The organism is Pantoea sp. USHLN298, from assembly GCF_037149395.1.
Taxonomy (GTDB): domain Bacteria; phylum Pseudomonadota; class Gammaproteobacteria; order Enterobacterales; family Enterobacteriaceae; genus Pantoea; species Pantoea astica.
On sequence record NZ_JBBCRO010000005.1, the window covers coordinates 419014 to 436598 of the forward strand.

At 55.9% G+C, this 17585-nt stretch carries 20 protein-coding genes, 1 pseudogene and 1 riboswitch; of the genes and pseudogenes, 6 read left to right on the forward strand and 15 right to left on the reverse strand.

Translation table 11 applies throughout. The annotated features are described in order from the left end of the window. Nucleotides 1-4 precede the first annotated feature (4 nt). The 11 genes from WFK59_RS15445 to WFK59_RS15495 form a co-directional block, all read right to left on the reverse strand. A complete protein-coding gene (locus WFK59_RS15445; RefSeq protein ID WP_336756269.1) occupies nt 5-763 on the reverse strand; it encodes a thiazole synthase in 759 nt (252 codons plus the stop codon). A gap of 2 nt (nt 764-765) precedes the next feature. Beyond that, on the reverse strand, nt 766-963 hold the full coding sequence (thiS, locus tag WFK59_RS15450; RefSeq protein WP_336756270.1) for a sulfur carrier protein ThiS: 198 nt from the start codon (nt 961-963) through the stop codon (nt 766-768). Continuing rightward, a complete protein-coding gene (locus WFK59_RS15455; RefSeq protein ID WP_336756272.1) occupies nt 953-1891 on the reverse strand; it encodes an FAD-dependent oxidoreductase in 939 nt (312 codons plus the stop codon). The genes thiS and WFK59_RS15455 overlap by 11 nt, the downstream gene beginning before the upstream one ends. A gap of 140 nt (nt 1892-2031) precedes the next feature. Further along, nucleotides 2032-2151, reverse strand: a riboswitch (TPP riboswitch). A gap of 154 nt (nt 2152-2305) precedes the next feature. Beyond that, nucleotides 2306-2608: a HigA family addiction module antitoxin gene (locus tag WFK59_RS15460; protein WP_094119058.1), complete on the reverse strand. Its 303-nt coding sequence runs from the start codon at nt 2606-2608 to the stop codon at nt 2306-2308. Continuing rightward, entirely contained in the window at nt 2608-2889 is a 282-nt protein-coding gene (locus WFK59_RS15465; protein ID WP_233988570.1) for a type II toxin-antitoxin system RelE/ParE family toxin, read from the reverse strand. The genes WFK59_RS15460 and WFK59_RS15465 overlap by 1 nt, the downstream gene beginning before the upstream one ends. A 217-nt stretch (nt 2890-3106) precedes the next feature. After that, entirely contained in the window at nt 3107-3886 is a 780-nt protein-coding gene (locus tag WFK59_RS15470; RefSeq protein WP_336756273.1) for an ATP-binding cassette domain-containing protein, read from the reverse strand. Continuing rightward, complete coding sequence (locus tag WFK59_RS15475) at nt 3883-4569, reverse strand: ABC transporter permease (RefSeq protein WP_094119056.1); 687 nt, start codon at nt 4567-4569, stop codon at nt 3883-3885. The genes WFK59_RS15470 and WFK59_RS15475 overlap by 4 nt, the downstream gene beginning before the upstream one ends. 9 nt (nt 4570-4578) lie before the next feature. Further along, nucleotides 4579-5304, reverse strand: a complete 726-nt coding sequence (locus WFK59_RS15480; protein ID WP_233988568.1) for an ABC transporter permease — start codon at nt 5302-5304, stop codon at nt 4579-4581. Between the two features lie 6 nt (nt 5305-5310). Then, on the reverse strand, nt 5311-6159 hold the full coding sequence (locus tag WFK59_RS15485) for an ABC transporter substrate-binding protein (RefSeq protein WP_336756276.1): 849 nt from the start codon (nt 6157-6159) through the stop codon (nt 5311-5313). Between the two features lie 19 nt (nt 6160-6178). Then, nucleotides 6179-7366, reverse strand: coding sequence for a M20 metallopeptidase family protein (locus tag WFK59_RS15490; protein WP_336756278.1), 1188 nt, complete (start codon nt 7364-7366; stop codon nt 6179-6181). A 288-nt stretch (nt 7367-7654) separates the two neighbouring features. Next, complete coding sequence (locus WFK59_RS15495) at nt 7655-7792, reverse strand: hypothetical protein (protein WP_336756280.1); 138 nt, start codon at nt 7790-7792, stop codon at nt 7655-7657. Here WFK59_RS15495 and WFK59_RS15500 point away from each other — a divergent pair. The 3 genes and pseudogenes from WFK59_RS15500 to WFK59_RS15510 all read left to right on the forward strand — a co-directional run. After that, nucleotides 7756-8373: pseudogene (locus tag WFK59_RS15500) on the forward strand (LysR substrate-binding domain-containing protein); the annotation flags it as partial. The gene WFK59_RS15495 and the pseudogene WFK59_RS15500 overlap by 37 nt on opposite strands. A 419-nt stretch (nt 8374-8792) precedes the next feature. Next, the gene (locus WFK59_RS15505; RefSeq protein WP_336756282.1) at nt 8793-9494 is read left to right on the forward strand and encodes a glutathione S-transferase family protein; all 702 of its coding nucleotides are present in this window, start codon (nt 8793-8795) and stop codon (nt 9492-9494) included. 248 nt (nt 9495-9742) lie between these two features. Next, the gene (locus WFK59_RS15510; protein WP_336756284.1) at nt 9743-10306 is read left to right on the forward strand and encodes a TetR/AcrR family transcriptional regulator; all 564 of its coding nucleotides are present in this window, start codon (nt 9743-9745) and stop codon (nt 10304-10306) included. A 104-nt stretch (nt 10307-10410) separates the two neighbouring features. Here WFK59_RS15510 and WFK59_RS15515 read toward each other — a convergent pair whose 3' ends face one another. Further along, nucleotides 10411-11142 (reverse strand): SDR family NAD(P)-dependent oxidoreductase, encoded by a 732-nt coding sequence (locus WFK59_RS15515; RefSeq protein WP_233988562.1) that lies wholly within the window; start codon nt 11140-11142, stop codon nt 10411-10413. Nucleotides 11143-11241: 99 nt separating this feature from the next. Between WFK59_RS15515 and WFK59_RS15520 the strand changes: the two genes are divergently transcribed. The 3 genes from WFK59_RS15520 (at nt 11242) to WFK59_RS15530 (ending at nt 14550) form a co-directional block, all read left to right on the forward strand. After that, nucleotides 11242-11622 carry a winged helix-turn-helix transcriptional regulator gene (locus tag WFK59_RS15520; RefSeq protein ID WP_069729128.1) on the forward strand — a complete coding sequence of 127 codons (381 nt, stop codon included), beginning with the start codon at nt 11242-11244 and terminating at the stop codon, nt 11620-11622. 197 nt (nt 11623-11819) lie between these two features. Continuing rightward, nucleotides 11820-14027 (forward strand): DUF4401 domain-containing protein, encoded by a 2208-nt coding sequence (locus WFK59_RS15525; protein ID WP_336756287.1) that lies wholly within the window; start codon nt 11820-11822, stop codon nt 14025-14027. Continuing rightward, a complete protein-coding gene (locus WFK59_RS15530) occupies nt 14020-14550 on the forward strand; it encodes a GDYXXLXY domain-containing protein (protein WP_031377585.1) in 531 nt (176 codons plus the stop codon). Before WFK59_RS15525 ends, WFK59_RS15530 begins: the two co-directional genes overlap by 8 nt. 515 nt (nt 14551-15065) lie before the next feature. On the opposite strand, the gene iraP is transcribed toward WFK59_RS15530, so the two are convergent. From iraP to WFK59_RS15545, 3 genes are all read right to left on the reverse strand, one after another. Then, the gene (gene iraP / locus WFK59_RS15535) at nt 15066-15431 is read right to left on the reverse strand and encodes an anti-adapter protein IraP (RefSeq protein WP_336756290.1); all 366 of its coding nucleotides are present in this window, start codon (nt 15429-15431) and stop codon (nt 15066-15068) included. Nucleotides 15432-16002: 571 nt separating this feature from the next. Further along, on the reverse strand, nt 16003-16872 hold the full coding sequence (locus tag WFK59_RS15540; protein WP_336756292.1) for an alpha/beta fold hydrolase: 870 nt from the start codon (nt 16870-16872) through the stop codon (nt 16003-16005). 51 nt (nt 16873-16923) lie between these two features. Further along, nucleotides 16924-17529, reverse strand: coding sequence for a TetR/AcrR family transcriptional regulator (locus WFK59_RS15545; RefSeq protein ID WP_336756295.1), 606 nt, complete (start codon nt 17527-17529; stop codon nt 16924-16926). Between the last annotated feature and the right edge of the window lie 56 nt (nt 17530-17585).

Here is a 17585-nt window from a genome sequence, read left to right on the forward strand (position 1 = left end):
CTCCTTAGCTGAACTGTGCCAGCCCGAAAATCGGGGTGGATGCGGCGGCCATATCGCGCTGCTCCATCAGACCGGCCTGATATGCCTGATGTCCGGCCGCGATGGCGGCGGAGAATGCCGTCGCCATCTGCACCGGATCGCGTGCTTTCGCCACCGCGGTGTTGAGCAGAACGCCATCGAATCCCATCTCCATCGCCTGCGCCGCCTGGCTGGGCGCACCGATGCCCGCATCAATAATCAGCGGCACATCCCTGAACCAGGCGCGCATCGTTTTCAGCCCTTCAATATTACGCAGACCCTGTCCTGAGCCAATCGGCGCGCCCCACGGCATCAGCACTTCACAGCCCGCCTCAAGCAATTTTTCGCCGACAATCAGATCTTCAGTGGTATAGGGAAAGACCTGAAAACCCTCGGCGCAGAGAATGCGCGCCGCCTCTACCAGCGCAAAGGGATCGGGCTGCAAGGTATCGGCGTGGCCAATCACTTCCAGCTTAATCCACGGCGTGCCAAACAGTTCACGCGCCATCAGCGCAGTGGTTACCGCCTCTTTAACGGTGTGGCAACCGGCGGTATTTGGCAGAATGCGGGTGTTGAGCTGATGCAACAGTTCACGGAAAGCGCCGCCCGCGCTGCCTTCGCGGCGTAAACTCACGGTGATGATCTCTGTCTCCGAAGCCGCAATCGCCTGCTGCAGAATAGCGGGCGACGGATAGCCTGCCGTGCCCAGTAAAAACCGCGATGATGGCGTATGTTGATAAAACATGCTTAACCTCCCTGCATCGGTGACAGCACTTCCAGCTGATTCCCGGCTTCGAGACGCTGGCTGGCGTAACGGGCGCGCGGCACAAATTCACCGTTCAGCGCCGTGGCAACCGTGGCCGGATCGATCTGCTGCTCCTGCAACAGTTCGGCTACTGTGCGCGCCGCGGTATCGATGCCGCGTCCATTCAGTTCAATTCGCATGAGTCATCTCCTGAGTCAGTTGCTGGATAAATTGTTCAGCCATCATCGGCGCCAGCAGGAAGCCGTGGCGATAAAGTCCATTGATCGAGAAAACCCCGTTTTGATAGCGGACTTCGGGCAGGTTGTGGCGGTATGCGGGACGCAGGCCGGTGCCGCTTTCCAGCACGCGCGCTTCGGCCAGGGCCGGATGCAGGGTATAGGCGGCGCTGAGCAGTTCCATCATGGCACGCGCGCTGATCGGGCTACTGTCATGGCTCTCCACCATAGTGGCGCCCAGCATAAAGACCCCATCGGCACGCGGCACCAGATAACAGGGGAAGCGCGGATGCAGCAGGCGAACGGGACGGGAAAGAGTAAGGTCAGGCGCGTGCAGGATCAGCATTTCGCCGCGCACCGCCCGCAGCGCGGGTTGCATCTCGGCGGCGTGGATGCCCCGGCAATCAATAATCTGACCGCCGGGCGCGCCGGAATGAAAGGGCACGTCGGCCGCCAGCAAACGCTGCTGCAATTGCTTTAGCGCACTGCGCGGATCGAGATGGGCTTCAGCGGCAAAAAATAGCCCGCGAGCAAAACGATTTTCCAGCGCCGGTTCAATTTCACCGGGCGTGACCCATTGGTGCTGGTGAGTCAGGCTGGCGAAGCGGATCAGTTCGCGGCTGTCGCGCGGCGGCGCAACCACCAGCGTGCCGTGCTGCACAACGCCCTCAATCCGCTGCGCCCACCAGGCCGCAGCGTGCTGACCCCACTCAATGACCTGCGGCGGCGCACTCTCCGCTTCGCACCAGGGCGCCAGCATCCCGCCAGCCCAGTGAGAGGCCGCAAGACATTCAGGACGGGTAATGACTTCAACTGTTTCACCGCGCTCTGCCAGCAGCGTGGCGACGCACAGCCCGGCCACACCACTGCCGAGTACCGACCAGCGGCTCATGCTGTCCGCCCTGCGGGCGTTGCGTCATTCAGGATAGGATGGTTCATAGTGGCCTCGTCGTAACTACGCGAAGACCCGGGATACCAGAAGGGAAAAAAGCGAGAGCATGAATGGCGATGCCCTTGCGGCAAGCATCTGCAGAGAGCGGATGCCCGTCTTCCTACGCCAGTATCAACTGGGTCAGGTTCAAAGGGTCGCTAAGCCGCGCGCTGCGCTATTAGCCTCTCAGTCTCTCTGGCGAGACTCCCCTGACGGGTTCTAGTTTTAAGTTAAGCGGGCAGGTTCGTCAAGTGAAGGGCCGATGATCGATCACAACCGCTACAAGTATGTCAGCAGTCGGCGGTCAGCCCGATAACGCCGGGTAGAAATAACGATCGTGTCAGAGCCAAACCATCACGCAGCCAGCTGGCAGGCTCACTGCGCCAGTTGTTTATCAGCAGGGGATAAGAGTTTGACGCCAGAGAGATCAACCCACTCGCGTGCCCGGTTAAGATCGTAGGATGCCTGCATCGCCAGCCAGAGCCGGGCCGCAATGCCCAAACCGGCTTCAAGCCGGAGCGCCATTTCGGGGCTGATCGCGGTTTTACCGGCTGCCACCTTACTCAGCGCCGATGGTGAGACGCCAATATGGCGGGCCAGACTGCGCAGACTCATCTGATGATCGTCGAGGTATTCCGTAATCAATCCTCCCGGATGGGGTGGGTTAATCATTGTCATTAGTGATAATCCTCAAGGTTCAGAATATAGACATCACCGTCGAGAAATTCGAAAGTGATGCGCCAGTTAGCACGCACGGTTATCGCGTAAAGATGGCATTTGTCACCTTTCAGTGTATGAAAGTTGAACCCCTGAAAGTGCCTGAATTCATTAATTGTCATGGCATTATCCAGCACCATCAGCCGCAGCATAATCCGATCAATATCCTTTGCCTGCAGACCGCTCGTGTCACCTTTTTCGTATAGCCTTTGCAATCCCTTATGCTTCCAGCTTTTAATCACGTTGATCACTACTGTTTCTCAACGGGAAACAATATAGCAAGCTGTTTCCCTTCAGGCAACAAAATTCCCCGACCAGCCCAGCGATGAGCGGTCCGAAAAGAGTATCAATAGCTGAAACGGTGTCGTCCAGATAGGTTTGTGATGGCCTGCAGGAATTCAGAGCGGCCTCTGAAAGAGGCCTGACGCAATGTCTGCGACTTGATGTAATCCTGCAGGTTTAACCCGCATTACGCTCAAAGTGGCTGTTAACAAACGCGCGACAGCGCGGCGAGATGGGATCGAGGAACACCTGCTCCGGCGCGCCGGACTCTTCAATCATGCCCTGATGCAGGAAAATCGCTTTGTTGGACACTTCCCGCGCAAAGCCCATCTCATGAGTGACGATAATCATGGTGCGTCCCTCTTCCGCCAGGCTACGGATCACCCGCAGCACTTCGCCTACCAGCTCCGGATCAAGTGCCGACGTGGGCTCATCAAACAGGATCGCTTTTGGCTGCTGCGCCAGCGCACGGGCAATCGCCACACGCTGCTGTTGTCCGCCGGAAAGCTGCGACGGCCAGGCGTCGCGCTTCGCGTACAACCCCACTTTATGCAGCAATGCCTCCGCCTCTTCCAGCGCCTCTCTATGGCTGCGCTTCTGGACGTGAATTGGCGCTTCGATGATGTTCTGCATCACCGTTTTGTGCGGCCACAGATTGAAACTCTGGAAGACAAAACCGAGCTGCATACGCATCAGTTTGATGCGGCGACGCTGCTCACGGTTCAGTTTTTCATCAGCATTATCCAGCGTGACCGTCACCTCACCCACTGCGATCTCCCCGGCCTGCGGCACTTCAAGGAACGGGATGCAGCGTAACAGGGTGCTTTTGCCGGAGCCGCTGGCGCCGATCAGCGAAATCACATCGCCATCCTGCGCCGTCAGGCTAATGTCGTGCAGCACTTCATGTCCCGCATAACTCTTTCTGAGATGACTCAGCATGATAGTCGGTGCCGTCATGAACGCGCTCCAAAATAGTAAGGTGATAAACGACGTTCCAGCATCGATACGCCTTTGCTGACCAGCATGGTCAGTATCAGGTAGATAACCGCAGCACTGAGGAACACTTCCAGCGCCCGAAAGGTTGACGAGACAATCGAATCGGCAATTCCGGTCATCTCCATCAGGCTGATGGTGCTGACCAGCGAGGTGGCTTTAATCATCGAGATTATTTCGTTGCTGTAAGCCGGTAATGCCTGGCGAATGGCGATCGGTAAGGTAATCCGGGTAAAGATTTTGTATGACCCCATACCCGAAACCTTTGCCGCTTCCAGCGACTGCTGGCTGACGGCGCGCAGTCCACCGCGCAGAATTTCAGAGGTGTAGGCCGCATCATTGAGGATCAACGCCAGTAACCCGCACCAGTATGGATCGCGCAGCAGCGGCCAGAACAGACTTTCCCGCACCGCAGGTAAGCTGCCGAGTCCGTAATAGACCATGAAAATCTGAATCAACAGGGGCGTACCGCGAAACAGCCAGACATAGAAACGGCAGAACAGGCTGCCGACCCGCGTCATGCGCAGCAGGTTGAGCAGCAGCGCCAGCAGGCCGCCGCCCAGCAGCGACAACAGGGCGAGGTTAATCGTCAGCGGTAGCCCTTTCAGCAGTGCCAGCAGCGTTTGCTGTAAAAAAGTGATATCCACGTGGACTCCTTATTCCTTTACGCGCTGTTGACCGCGCATCGCAAATTTTTCCACGTAGCGGAAAACCATGTCAGAACAGGTGGTGATGATCAGGTAGATCACCGCGCCGACGCTGTAGAAGAAAAACGACATCTGTGTGGAGTTGGCGGCGGTTGACACCTGATTCATGGTTTCCACCAGCCCGGTCACCGACACCAGCGCCGACTCTTTGATCACCGATTGCCACTGGTTACCCATTCCCGGCAGTGCGGTACGCAACGCCTGCGGGACGATAATGCGGCGGAACATCATTAAGCGCCCCATCCCGGTGACCGTTGCCGCTTCCAGCGTGCCTTTCGGGATGGCGTAAAAGGCGCCACGAAACACACCGCTCTGGTAGGCGCCGGAGATCAGCCCGATGGCAATCGCGCCTGCCACAAAGCCGTTCACGTCAAACGGCCCCTGGAAGCCCAGCGCGGTGCCGACGGTCGATACCACCTGCCGTCCGCCAAAATAGAACAGGTAGATCACCAGCAATTCCGGCACGCCGCGAAACAGGGTAATGTAGCTGGCCGCCAGCCGTTGCTGCCAGCGCGAGCCGGCAATCTGCATCCAGCACAGTACGCTGCCGAGCACCGCCCCCAGCAGCCAGGCACAGAGCGAGACGCTGACCGTGACGGCGGCGGCGTTAAGCAGCACACCGCCCCACCCTTCGTCGCCAAAGCCAAGTATCTGCCAGTCAATATTCATCAACATCAGCGGTTACGCTTTGGGTGCGACGTCTTCGCCGAACCATTTCATCGACAGTTTGCTCAGCGTGCCGTCTTTGATCATCGATTCCAGTGCCTGGTTCAGCACCTGCTGCAGTTCACTGTTGCCTTTACGCAGGCCAATCGCTGAGCCGGCACCCAGTACGCCGCCAGAGAAGCCGTAGCCGCTGCTGCTGATCGCCTCAGCATGTTTTTTCACAAAGGCGTTGAGGTTGGTGCGTGACGCCATTACCGCATCAACCCGGCCATTCATCAGGTCAGCGAAGGTCTCCGGGCCCGCCTGATAGGTACGGATAGTGGCAACATCGCCGAGATATTTTTGCAGGAAGTCAGCCTGAATGGTGGCGACCTGCACCGCGATGGTTTTGCCCTTAAAGCTGGTTTTCAGATCCTCAATCGCTTTTTTCATGCCCGGTTCATCATCGGCCGTGACCACCGTGCCGCTGCCTGGCAGGGTTGCCAGCGGCGAGGTTTTAGAGGTCACAAAGCTGGAGACGCTGACGGTGTACTGATGGGTAAAATCGATCGCTTCGGCGCGCTTGGGGGTAACGGTAACGGCATCAATGACCGCATCATATTTACCGTCAATCAGGCCTGGGATCATGCCGGACCATTTCTGGGCAATGATTTCATATTTGAAACCGGCGCGCTTAGCCAGCTCCGCCACCATATCCGGCTCATAGCCGACGATTTTGCCGCTCGGAGTGGTCTGGTTAAACGGGGGATAAGCCGCCTCGGTGGCAAATTTCAGGGTGCCAAAATCTTTTGCCTGGCTGACAGCAGACGTCGCCAGTAATGCCACGGTCAGGGAAGCCGCAAACAGACGGTTGTGCATCATCATAGAAACCTCATTTTTTTTATTAAGAGAGCAGATCAATCGCAAGGCGGGTCAGCGCCTGCGTCCCGGCGGCAATGCTGCGTTCATCCGGTTGATAGTCGGAATTGTGCAGATGATCGTCACGGCCCGGCGTGGCAGACCCGATGTGGATCTGGCAACCCGGCGCCCGTTCGGTAAACAGCGAAAAATCTTCGGCACCAAAGCTGTCGCTGGGCTGCGCGATAATCGGCTTATCGAACTGGTGCGACAGAATCTGCTCCAGCGCATCGATTAGCCGATCGTCATTCATCAGCGGTGGTACGCCACGCTGGAAGTTAACCTCCACGCGCACATTTTGCGCCAGCGCCACGCCCTCACACATCCGTTTGAATGCCGCTTCCATGTCGGCACGTACCGCAGGCGATTTGGTGCGGATAGTGCCCTGAAACAGGCAGCTGTCAGGAATAATATTGTGGGTGGTGCCGCCCTGAATGTGGCCGATGGTTAACACCGCCGAGTGGGCCGGATCGCGTTCGCGCGAGATGATAGTTTGTAGCTGACTGATGAGATGCACGGTGGCAATAATCGGATCGCTGCCCATGTGCGGGCGCGCGGCGTGGGTTGAAACGCCATGCACCGTCACGTCAAATTCGTCACTGGACGCGGTACTGGCGCCGCGGGTTAACGCTACTTCACCAGCCGCCAGTTCAGGCTTATTGTGCAGAGTAATCGCCCAGTCGATGCCTTCCGCCGCACCGTCAGCGATCATCGCCTGCGCGCCGCTGTCCGGGGTTTCTTCGGCGGGCTGGAAAATCAGCCTGACTCTCCCTTTTAGCTGCTGACGATAATGCGGCAGAATCGCTGCTACGCCCAGCAGGGTGGCGGTGTGAATGTCATGCCCGCAGGCGTGCATTTTGCCGGGCCAGACGCTGGCAAAAGGCAGCCCGGTCTGTTCGTGGATCGGTAACGCATCCATATCGGCGCGAAGCAGCAGGGTTTTCCCCGGCTCAGCGCCGTCGATATCCACCATCACGCCGCTGCGGCCGATGCCGGTTTGTGGCGTCAGCCCCAGCGCCTGTAACTGTTGTGTTACCAGGCTGGCGGTACGCAGCGTATCGAAGCCTAATTCCGGGTGGGCATGAATATCGCGTCGAATCGCCACTAAATGCGATTCCAGTTGTTCCGTTCTGGCTTTTATTTCTCTGGCCAGCAGTGCTTTATCCTGATTCATAGCAGCCCCGGCAATATTGGGTCGGCATCGTAATGCAGACTCTTTTTTTATGTGATCATGATTTCTGGTGTTTGCGACCGTTTATTTATTCACAGCATGACGCAGAAAGCAACGCGCAAAAGCCGGTCGCAGTCGTTTTAAAATCAATGAGATAGAAATAACCTCAGGAAGATTGAATGAGAATCGGGCAGATCAGCAATAATATTAATAATCCGCCAGATGACATTACTTTCACTACTTATCTGGTGATGAAAGCCGGTTACCGGACAGTTGAATTAAACATGCCTGTTAATATTCCGCTAATTTTTGCGGCTGTTGGTCGGCAATAAAATGCCCGCAGTTGAGCAGCGTTACTTTGCTGAGCGGTTCAGCCACCGCGCAGGCCAGCGCGGGATGCAGCGGCTCACGGACTGGTGCCAGAAGCATGCGTCCGGCTGACACAACGGGTGTTAAGCACCTACTCGCCTTATCCGCTGGCCTGCCGCGTTATGGGACCGGACTCTGCCACTCTGCGCGCGATTGCTCACTAAGTGCAGGCCATCCCGATGATGAGAACCGTCAATACGGACTGGGTGCAGCGGGTGCCGACGCTGCATTTCTCGCTCAGTCTGGATCGCCTGCAGGCCGGTTACCTGGCAGCTAGGCCCGAAGTCGCGCATCCGCAGGACATTATGCAACATGCCTGTTTGCGCCAGCGTCTGCCTGGCGGCAAACGTTATCACTGGGAATATCAGCAGCATGAGCAACAGTTTGCGCTGGATGTGCCGCGCAGCCTGACCCTCGACAGCAGCGCTTTAATGGTGGAGGCGGCTGTCGCAGGATTAGCTGTGGCCTATGTGCCAGAGCCCTACGCCCGGCAGGCTCTCGACACGAAGCGGCTGGTTACTTTACTGGAAGACTGGACGATTGCGTCGCAGGGTATCGCTCTCTACTTTCCGCAAAATCGCCATATGCCTGTTGCATTGCGACTGTTCGTGGACACGGTAAAAGCAGCGATGCGTGTCTGAAATTAATTCCGCTGATTCGGCCTGCGTACCCGTTAAAACGGGTTTCGGATCAACAGTAAGCGAAAACCGGGTGGTTCAGGCCATCGTTCGCTGTAAGCCGACCCTGCCTCATCCCCGCCGGTACCTCTGCGGAATCGTATAGTCTGCATCAGCTATCGCGTTAACCTCGCCTCGTGCCACTCACCTGAACACCCGTATGCATTCAACCTGACCCGTCATTCATTCGCTCGACCATCTGACGTCATTCTGCCCCCGCCTTCAGCCAGGCAGACGCTGAAATAGCGTAGCAAACGGAACGGCACATAAAAGATTTACCTAACAAGTGTTAGATAGGTGTTGACGCACATCGAATCGCCAGCTAAGGTTTATCTACCTAACGTTTGTTAGGCAACTCAACCCCAACTTTCAGGATGCCGACCATGACAACTGAACTTCAGCTTTTCACTTCGCCTTCAGCCTTTCCGAACCCACAGCGTCTGCGCCTGTTCATGCACGAAAAGGGCATCGCTGAACAATTTGCCGAAACCATTTATGATATGTCCCCTGTGGGAGAACAGCGTGGCTGGCGTCATCTGAATATGAACCCGTGGGGCGAAACGCCCACTCTGCAACTGGCTGACGGTAGCTATATTTCCGAAACGGCTGCCATCGTTCGTTATCTTGACCAGGAGTATCCCGGTCGTAAGATCATGGGAGAGACCGCACTGGAACAGGGTCTGGATAACATGTGGGATAACCGGGTTTGGGTGCACATCCTGTACCGCATCGTTACAGCATTCCATGTGTTGCATACCGGCCTCGGCTTCAAGCTGGAACTGACCAAAAATGAGGCCTGGGGTGAACACTGCCGTAAGGAAGCGTTGGCTCACGCCGCACTGGTCAATCGTCATCTGTCAGACGGCCGCGAATGGCTGCTCGGCGGCGATGCCCCGACCTTCTCGGACATTACGCTGGCAACCGCCATCGCCTTCTCGAAATTCCCGGTCAATGCCACTCCGCTGGATGAGCGTTTTGAGTTCCTGGATGCGTACTGGCAGCGCTGGACAAAACGTCCTGCTTTCCAGGCGGCCTACGCCGATCGCAGCAGCGGCATTCCTGAGCTGGATTCGCCAGCCCGGTAACTGCTTCTCAATGAAAACGCCGGTACGCCGGGATCGCCATCCTTTAACTTTCCCGGTGACCGTAGTGGTCCCGCTAGTATCGGCTGGCGATGCCGCTTTCTGAACCATGAAGGAACGGCGTCTGCCTGAGCACTCTGGTCGCAGTGAACGCACTGCTCTCCCTGACAATCTACCTGTCACACGGTAGGTGTTTGCTGTAAAATAGCCTTCTTTATTGAAGAGATCGTCCCTGGACGAAAGGCACAAAGATGAGCGTCAATTCTAAGGAAGCCATTTTGTTGGCGGCCAAAAAAATTGCCCAATCGCAGGGCTACAATGGTTTGAATTTCCGCGATCTCGCGGAAGCTGTTGGTATCAAAGCGGCGAGTATTTACTACCATTTTCCCAGCAAAGCCGATCTGGGTATTGCCGTTGCCAGACGATATTGGGAGGACGGCGCGCTCGCGCTGGAGATGATCGAATCAGAAAGCCCGTCCCCGCTTGACGCGCTGCATCGCTTTCCTGAAATCTTCCGCAGATCGCTTGAGGCCGACAATCGTCTCTGCCTGGGCAGTTTTATGGGCGCTGAAACCGATACTTTACCCGTTGAAATGACCAATGAAATTCAGAAATTTGCTGAAGTAAACATTGCATGGCTTAGTAAACTTCTGGTGGCTGCGAAGGTGTGCGAATCAGGTGAGAGTGAATCCAGAGCACGTGCAATTTTCGCAGCTATTGTCGGTGCCCAGCTTCTGGCCAGAAGTCGCTCGGATATTTCGCTTTTCGATGCCCTGGTCGATTCATACCGCGCATCAGGACCTCTGCCTGCATAGCCACTGACAGCGACCCGCTTTGGCGAAAGATAAAAACCGGGTAATAGCCCGGTTCGTCTCTCATTCAGCCTTTCTCTGGTGTTAATAAAACTGAACGTCATTGATCATACTTGCGTCATCCCCCCATCCACACAGATTTCTGCTCCGGCTATATAACTGCTTTCATCGCTTGCGAGGAATAGTGCAGCACTGGCAACTTCTTCAGGTCTGCCCATTCTTGATAAGGGAATGGTGCTGATTATCCCATTACGTAGCTCTTCAGAGGCCGCAAGCATCATTTCCGTATCGATGGGGCCAGGGGCGACAACATTTATTCGAATGCCACGGGCGGAGAGTTCTTTTGTCCATGTGCGGGCAAAAGAACGAAGTGCTGCTTTACTGGCGCCATATACGCCATATCCCGGCGTGCCAATCACATCGGCAATCGACCCGATCAAAACGACGCTCGCGCCCTTCTTCATCAGGGGAAGTGCTGCCTGCATAGCAAAAAGCGGTGAGCGCACATTCAGGCCGAAAATAGCATCAAAATGTGCCGGGGTGACGTCATCAATCGTCGAGTATTCCGCCATTCCGGCATTGATGACCAGCACATCTATCTGGCCAGACTCTGCCCTGATTACATCAACTATCCGCGTCAGTTCGCTTATCTGGCTGACATCAGCACGAACGGGCCTGGCGGTGCCCTTTATGGTGTGGCTGGCTGCTTCTAACTCTTCATTTCGGCGCGAGGTCAGCCAGGTCGTTGCACCTTCACTGGCAAATCGCTGGCTGATAGCCAGACCAATGCCTTTTGCTCCGCCGAGTATCAGGGCAACTTTATTCTCTAATCTACGCATCTGCTCACTCCTGTCGGGATGGAAAACAGATGATATAATTTTTATACTTAATAACAATTACGCACTTTGTTTATATCAGGTATCGAGGAATATATCGCTATGGCTCAAATTGAGAGTAATGACCTGACAGAAATAGGAAAAACCCGACCGGTGCTGGAGAACATCACCAATAAATGGTCAATTTTAATTCTCACCGTACTTTGTAGTGAACCCGTGCGCTTCAATGAACTCCGTCGCCGACTGGATGGGATTACGCACAAAGCCTTGTCTGATGCGCTTAAACGGCTTGAGCGCAATGGATTGGTGCATCGAAAGGTACTGCCGACTTCGCCGGTGAGTGTGGAGTACAGTCTTACATCACTGGCACAGACGCTTCAGGAGCCTTTTAGTGCGCTGTATGGATGGGCGCTAAAACATGGTGCGGAAATGGAGCAGGCTCAGTTGCGGTATGATTCCCGGCATGCAGAAGAGGTTTGTTGAATCATCCTGCAATCCGGGTCCACCAGTCGCCTTTGATTGACGCTGTTATGTCCGCGAAAAGATGATTACATTTATTCAGCAAACTTATCCGCGGCTCTGCCGCTCAGCAGAGTGTTACTCACCGACACGCGGATTGATCGCAGGGAAGACCCGTCGTTAACATTAAAAGTAACTCCGCAAACAGAGGCAGGGAAAGTATGAGGGAGATTGCACCCGAGGGCATAACCGGTATGCCGTCACGCACGGCAGCGTATCTTTGCCGTCAGACTGCACGCCTGGTGAAAGGAGGAAGCCTGACCCCGGAGACCTGCCAGCGCATCTATGCTTTTTGTGGTATCAGACCGTCAGATGCTCAATGGCGTCAGTTTCTTATCCCGGTTCTTTGCTGTCTGGGATTACTGTCACTGGTTGCCGGATCGGTGTTCTTTATTGCCTGGAACTGGGCGTGGCTGCCGAAGATGGCGAAATTTGCCCTGGCTGAACTGCTGATTGTCGCGCTGGCGGTGGTGGTCTGGTGGCGCTGGTACAGCACGCTGGCACGCAGCGCATTGCTGGCAGCAGGGTTAAGTTTCGGTGCCCTGTTTGCGCTTTATGGGCAGATTTATCAGACCGGGGCTGACAGCTGGGAGCTATTCCGGGCCTGGTTATGCGTTCTTCTGCCGCTGGCGCTGATTGCCCGGCAAAACAGCCTGTGGTTTTGCAGCTGGCTGGTCGCTAACCTGGCGTTCCAGCTCTATTACACCACGATGCCGACCTCACTGCTGGATCTCGCCGTGTCTGACAGCTTCACCCGACTCCCGTCGGCGGTGCTTCACGGATATCTGGCGCTGCTGGCCGCCTGCCTGATTATCAGGGAAGCGCTGGCGTGGCGGGCGATAACGCATCATCCTGAGAGCTGGCTGGCAAGTCGCTGGTTCTCACGGGTGATGGCTGGATTTTTACTGCTGCTGCTGACCACCATCGTGGCCGGGAACATTTCTGACTGGGACGGTAACAACCACTTTACTTACATCACGGTCGGCTGGGCGATCACCCTGCTGGCAGGTTATTACCTGTACCGTTACCGCTATCAGGATCTCTGCATGCTGACGCTGGGCATCGCCAGTCTGACTGTTGTTGGTTGTGCGCTAATCATGCGGTTATTTCTTTACGCCTACGATACGGGCGATCTGTTTTTGACCGGTGCCCTGATGGCATTCTGGCTGGCGGTAAATGGTTCTATCCTGCTGAAGTGGCAACGCAAAATGGTTGAAAAGGAGCCGATCGATCGGGTTCCGGCCAGGCTGACCTTACTGACAGACACGTTGCGTCAGCAGGGTTTGCTAAGCGCCTCGCAGATTGAAGAAATTCAGCAACGCGATCTCGCCTCCGACCTGCCCTGGTATCTGAGGCTGGCGCTAAGCGTCGGTGGCTGGATCGCAGCGATCATCATTCTGTTACTGCTGATACTGCTGCTCTATACCGCTGACTTACTCGACCAACCGAATGCCGCCACCCTTATTCTTCCTTCACTGCTGCTCGCCGTCATTGCGCGCGGCCTGCTGCGCAGTCAGCGTGACGGTAAACATCACCTCGGGCTGGCATGGGCAATTGCGGCGACCTGCGGGCTGATATCCGGCGTTCTGCTGCAAATCCACAGCAATGACGTCAGCTTCCTTATGCTCAGTTCACTGTGTGCAGTGCCGATCCTGGCCGCGATGGCGGTGGCTATGCCCGACCGCACTTATCGATTTATGGCCATCACTGCCCTGACCTTTTTTCTGGTGCTGGCGGGCCATTCTCTGGCCCGGCTGTCCCTGTCGCCGACTTCTGGCCGCCTTGCTGTTTGCGGAGTGGTGGCGGCGATAACGTGTTGGTGGCTGTGGATCGTCAGTCATCAGCTGAGGTTACAGGCAGGGCCGTACGCTGACGCGGTACATCCCCTGCTGTATGGCATCCCGGCTGGTCTGATGTTGCTGAGTTTCCTCGGGATAAACGCGGCGTATCTCACGGATTTCATCTGGTCAACTGCGCAGTTGACTACGCTTCAGTCTGCGACAGGCACAGGGATCGCGGCAGGCTTAGTGCTGAGTGCACTCAGTCAGAAAAGGAATGGCCAGTCGCTGTTTTCGATAATCACACTGCCCGCCGCCCTGATCTGCGGGGCTGTCGCCCTCTATGCACCGGGTATTGGACTGGGCCTGTGGTTGATTCTGATGGCGCGTTATCAGGGAAGTCAGGGATTACTGGTGGTCAGTGGCGGTTTCATGGTGCTGTATGTCATTGGCTGGTATTACTTCCTGGCGGTTACTCTGCTGCAAAAATCCCTGCTGCTGATGGTCGGTGGTCTGGTTTTACTGGGGCTGGTATGGGGAGTCAAAAAAGTGTTACCCGCACCGATCGGAGGTGCCAGTGAGAATGCGTAAACAGAGCCGATGGCTGGCAGGCGCAGTGATAGCGCTGGCGCTGGTGGCCGTCAATGTCAGCATCTGGCAAAAAGAGCAGGTGCTGAAACAGGGCGCGGTCATGATTTTACCCCTTGCGCCGGTTGACCCGCGATCCCTGATGCAGGGTGATTACATGGCGCTGAATTATGCCCTGACCCGACCTCTGGAACTGAGGTTGTATCAGCAGGCTGAGACCTGCGGCGCGACCCTGTCAGCGCCCTGCCTGCCCACCAGCGGGACGCTGATTGTTGACCTCGATGCGCAGCGTCATGCGACTCAGGCCCGGTTTGATCACGGTGAGCCTCTGCAGGCGAATCAGCTACGGGTGAAATACCATCAACATTCTGGCTCGCTGACCGTCGGCACCAACGCCTGGTTCTTTCAGGAAGGCCATGGCGAGCGTTTCGCGCAGGCACGTTACGGGGCATTCCGCGTCGGGAGCGATGGCACGGCACTCCTGACCGATCTGCTTGATGAGCAGGGTAAAGCGATTCAGCCTTAACTATGCCAGACGCTTACTGGCCTGCCAAAAAATACTCTGACAGGCGGCTTTAAGATCCTTCCTGCCATGATGCCCGTCACGGATCGCCACGAGGCTCTTGCTGGTCTGTGGAACCGGTTATCGATCATCGCTTTAGCGCTGATATTTACTAAGGCGCTGAACGTTCCGGCATCAGTTGCCAATGCGATCTGCTGAGTTAAACCGGCCGGAGAGGTGTTATAAGCGGGCAACGGCCAATAGGGTGTGAGTACGGTCGGGACGGAAGCGGAGTAGCACAGGCAGATTATGGTTGGTGCAGCAACCTGTTGATACGCTACCGCGCAGAAGGTTCTGTCTGCTTACCCAGGTTGCCTGCTACCGGATGTGGCACGGTCAAGTACGTAACCGTCGTAATGCTTAATGGCGTGCACACTACGCGGGCTCGTTTCCCGGGGCTTCTCCCCGGGAAACGTTGATAGTCGTTGGTACAGAGATTGCGGGAGTAATAAGCGGCGGTTAGCCCGGCAGGTATCCGGCTACTGCTCGTTTTTATGCTGCACATCCTCTGCGGCAGAAACGCCGGTGATGTCAGAAAGCCCATCCTGATCGATTTCAGCCGCGGCACCATCAACAGTCCGGGCCATCATGAGTAAGTCCTGCAGTTCGTGCAGCAGAATGGCCGCATCCGATTTCAGCACCTCATCGGTATCCACGGACTCAATAATGGTATTGATGGCCTTTCCGGCGCTTTCCATCATTTCAGTCACACCGCCCTGCTTACTCACTGCAAGCACCAGCGCGCTGATCAGAAGCGATTGAGCCTCGACGCGGGCAGTTAACTGTTTGGTTGCCGCATCAATTTTAGAGATTTTGGCAAGCATGCTTAACACAACGTTTTTCATGGGAAATACTCTATAAAACCTATATTTGGCAGTTAATCAGGTTGAGGAAACGCTGATTAACCATTTTCACTGGTTCACTGGCTGAAAATAATTAACAAAACCTCTGTCGGATTACGCTATTTTTTGACCAGCGTAAGCCTCTGAAAATTTGCCACGGTTACCGGCCTGCCGCATCCAAAACAGACTGCTCCGTGAGCACCTTTCTTCATGTCAGACAGGAGAGAATAGGTAAACTTCCTGTCACCGCAGAATGGGCATTGAAATTTAGCGAACCTCATGAATACACATTAGGGCCATCCCCGGTAAAAGGGGGCCCAGCATGGCAGGTTAGCGTTAATTGACAAGCACATTTACGTCAGCAGCGATTTATTGAAGGAGAACAGAATTTTCGTCCTCTGCCGGGCTGATGAGAAAGATTTTCTGGCTGAAGAAAACAGCTCAAAACCGGACCGACCCTGAGCCTGTTTAATCAGCATCAGGATATCAGCAGTCCCGCTTAGCACCGCCTGCCTGCCGCTGGCGGCCGGAGGCGATACGGCAGACACACTGCCACGGTTACCCGCTTAGCGGATCAGCGAATAAAAAAACGCGTCAACAGTTCCACTAATTTTTCCGGCTGCTCATCGGGAATAAAATGACCGCAGTTCAGGATAACCGCACCGCTGACCTGGTGCGCCACCGCGCGTAATGGTGCCGCCATATCCGGAATCGACCCCCGATCGGCACTGACCGCCAGTAACGGCAGCGCCAGCTTCCCGGCCTGCGCGCGCTGGCGGTTCTGACGGGCTGACTGATCGACGGCGCGGTAATAGGCCAGTGCGGCACGCAACGCTCCCGGCTGCTGGTAAATGCGCAGATATTCAGCCCGCGCGGCCGCGTCGATCTGGCGGGGATTGGCCGCTTTACGATTAAAAAACCAATCCAGGTAAATCCCTTCCCGGCCCGCAATCATCGCTTCCGGCAGGTCGCTGACGCAGTGAAAGGCGAAATGCCATGTTTTCCATGCGTTATCGCCGGCTAACGGCAGCGACTCAGGCAGCGTAATGCCCGGAATGCCGCCATCCAGCAGCGCCAGCTGGCTGACGTGATGCGGATACTGCGCCGCCAGCGACCAGGCCACCCAGGCACCAATATCGTGCCCCACCAGATGAAAACGCGTCATGCCCAGCTGCTGTAACAGTGCCATCACCCGCTGCGCCACCGTATCGGTATCGTAACCCTCAGCAGGAAAGTCCGAGTCGCCCTGTCCTGGCAGGTCAGGCGCAATGACATGAAAGTGGTCAGCCAGCCCAGGGATGACGTCTCGCCACGCATAGCTGCTTTGCGGAAAACCGGCGAGCAGCACCACCACGTCCGCGTTTTCTCGCCCGGCACTAAGATAGTGAAAACGGATCTCATCCACGCTGGCAAAGTGATGCTGATAGTGTTGAGGATATTGCATGATGTCGCTCCATAATTTAGGAAACGTTCGTTTCCATATTAGCTAAAAAATTTAGTCGAGGATTTTCAGGGCCAGCGGGATAACGCTCTCATCGGGTCGGGTGGCAGCCACTTTACCGGCCACCCGCATTCCCAGCACAATGCATAACAGCAGCGAGGCGGTCGCTTCAGCATTCAGTGCTGCATTGATCGAACCATCCTGCTGCCCCAGAACGATAAGCTGCCGCAGATTTTGCTGATTGCGCGTCAGCGCGTCACTGACCGCATCGGCCAGATCGTCATCCAGCGTCTGCAGTTCAACGGCACTGCCGGCAACCAGACAGCCGCGTTCGCCTTCAATATCACGTACCGATTCCACATAAAATTGCAGCAGTGCTGCCAGCCTGGCGCGACCGTTTTCACACTGCGCCAGCCGCTCGCTCAGCGCGACGTTGCGTAATGAGAGGTAGCGTGCAAACACCTGCGCGAACAGCGAGCGTTTATCCGTGAACGCTTTATAAATGCTGCCGGTGGTGAGCTGCATCGCGCGGCTGAGATCGCCTATCGAGGTAGCGTGATACCCTTTTTCGCGGAAGATCTGCATCGCGCTGTCCAGCACCGCGTCAGTCTCAAATTCTCGCGGCCGGCCCCGCTCTTTTACCGGATGATGATGGCCCATCGCCTTACCTTTAGGAAATGATCATTTCCTTAAAAATAAACCATCTTCCTCAGGAA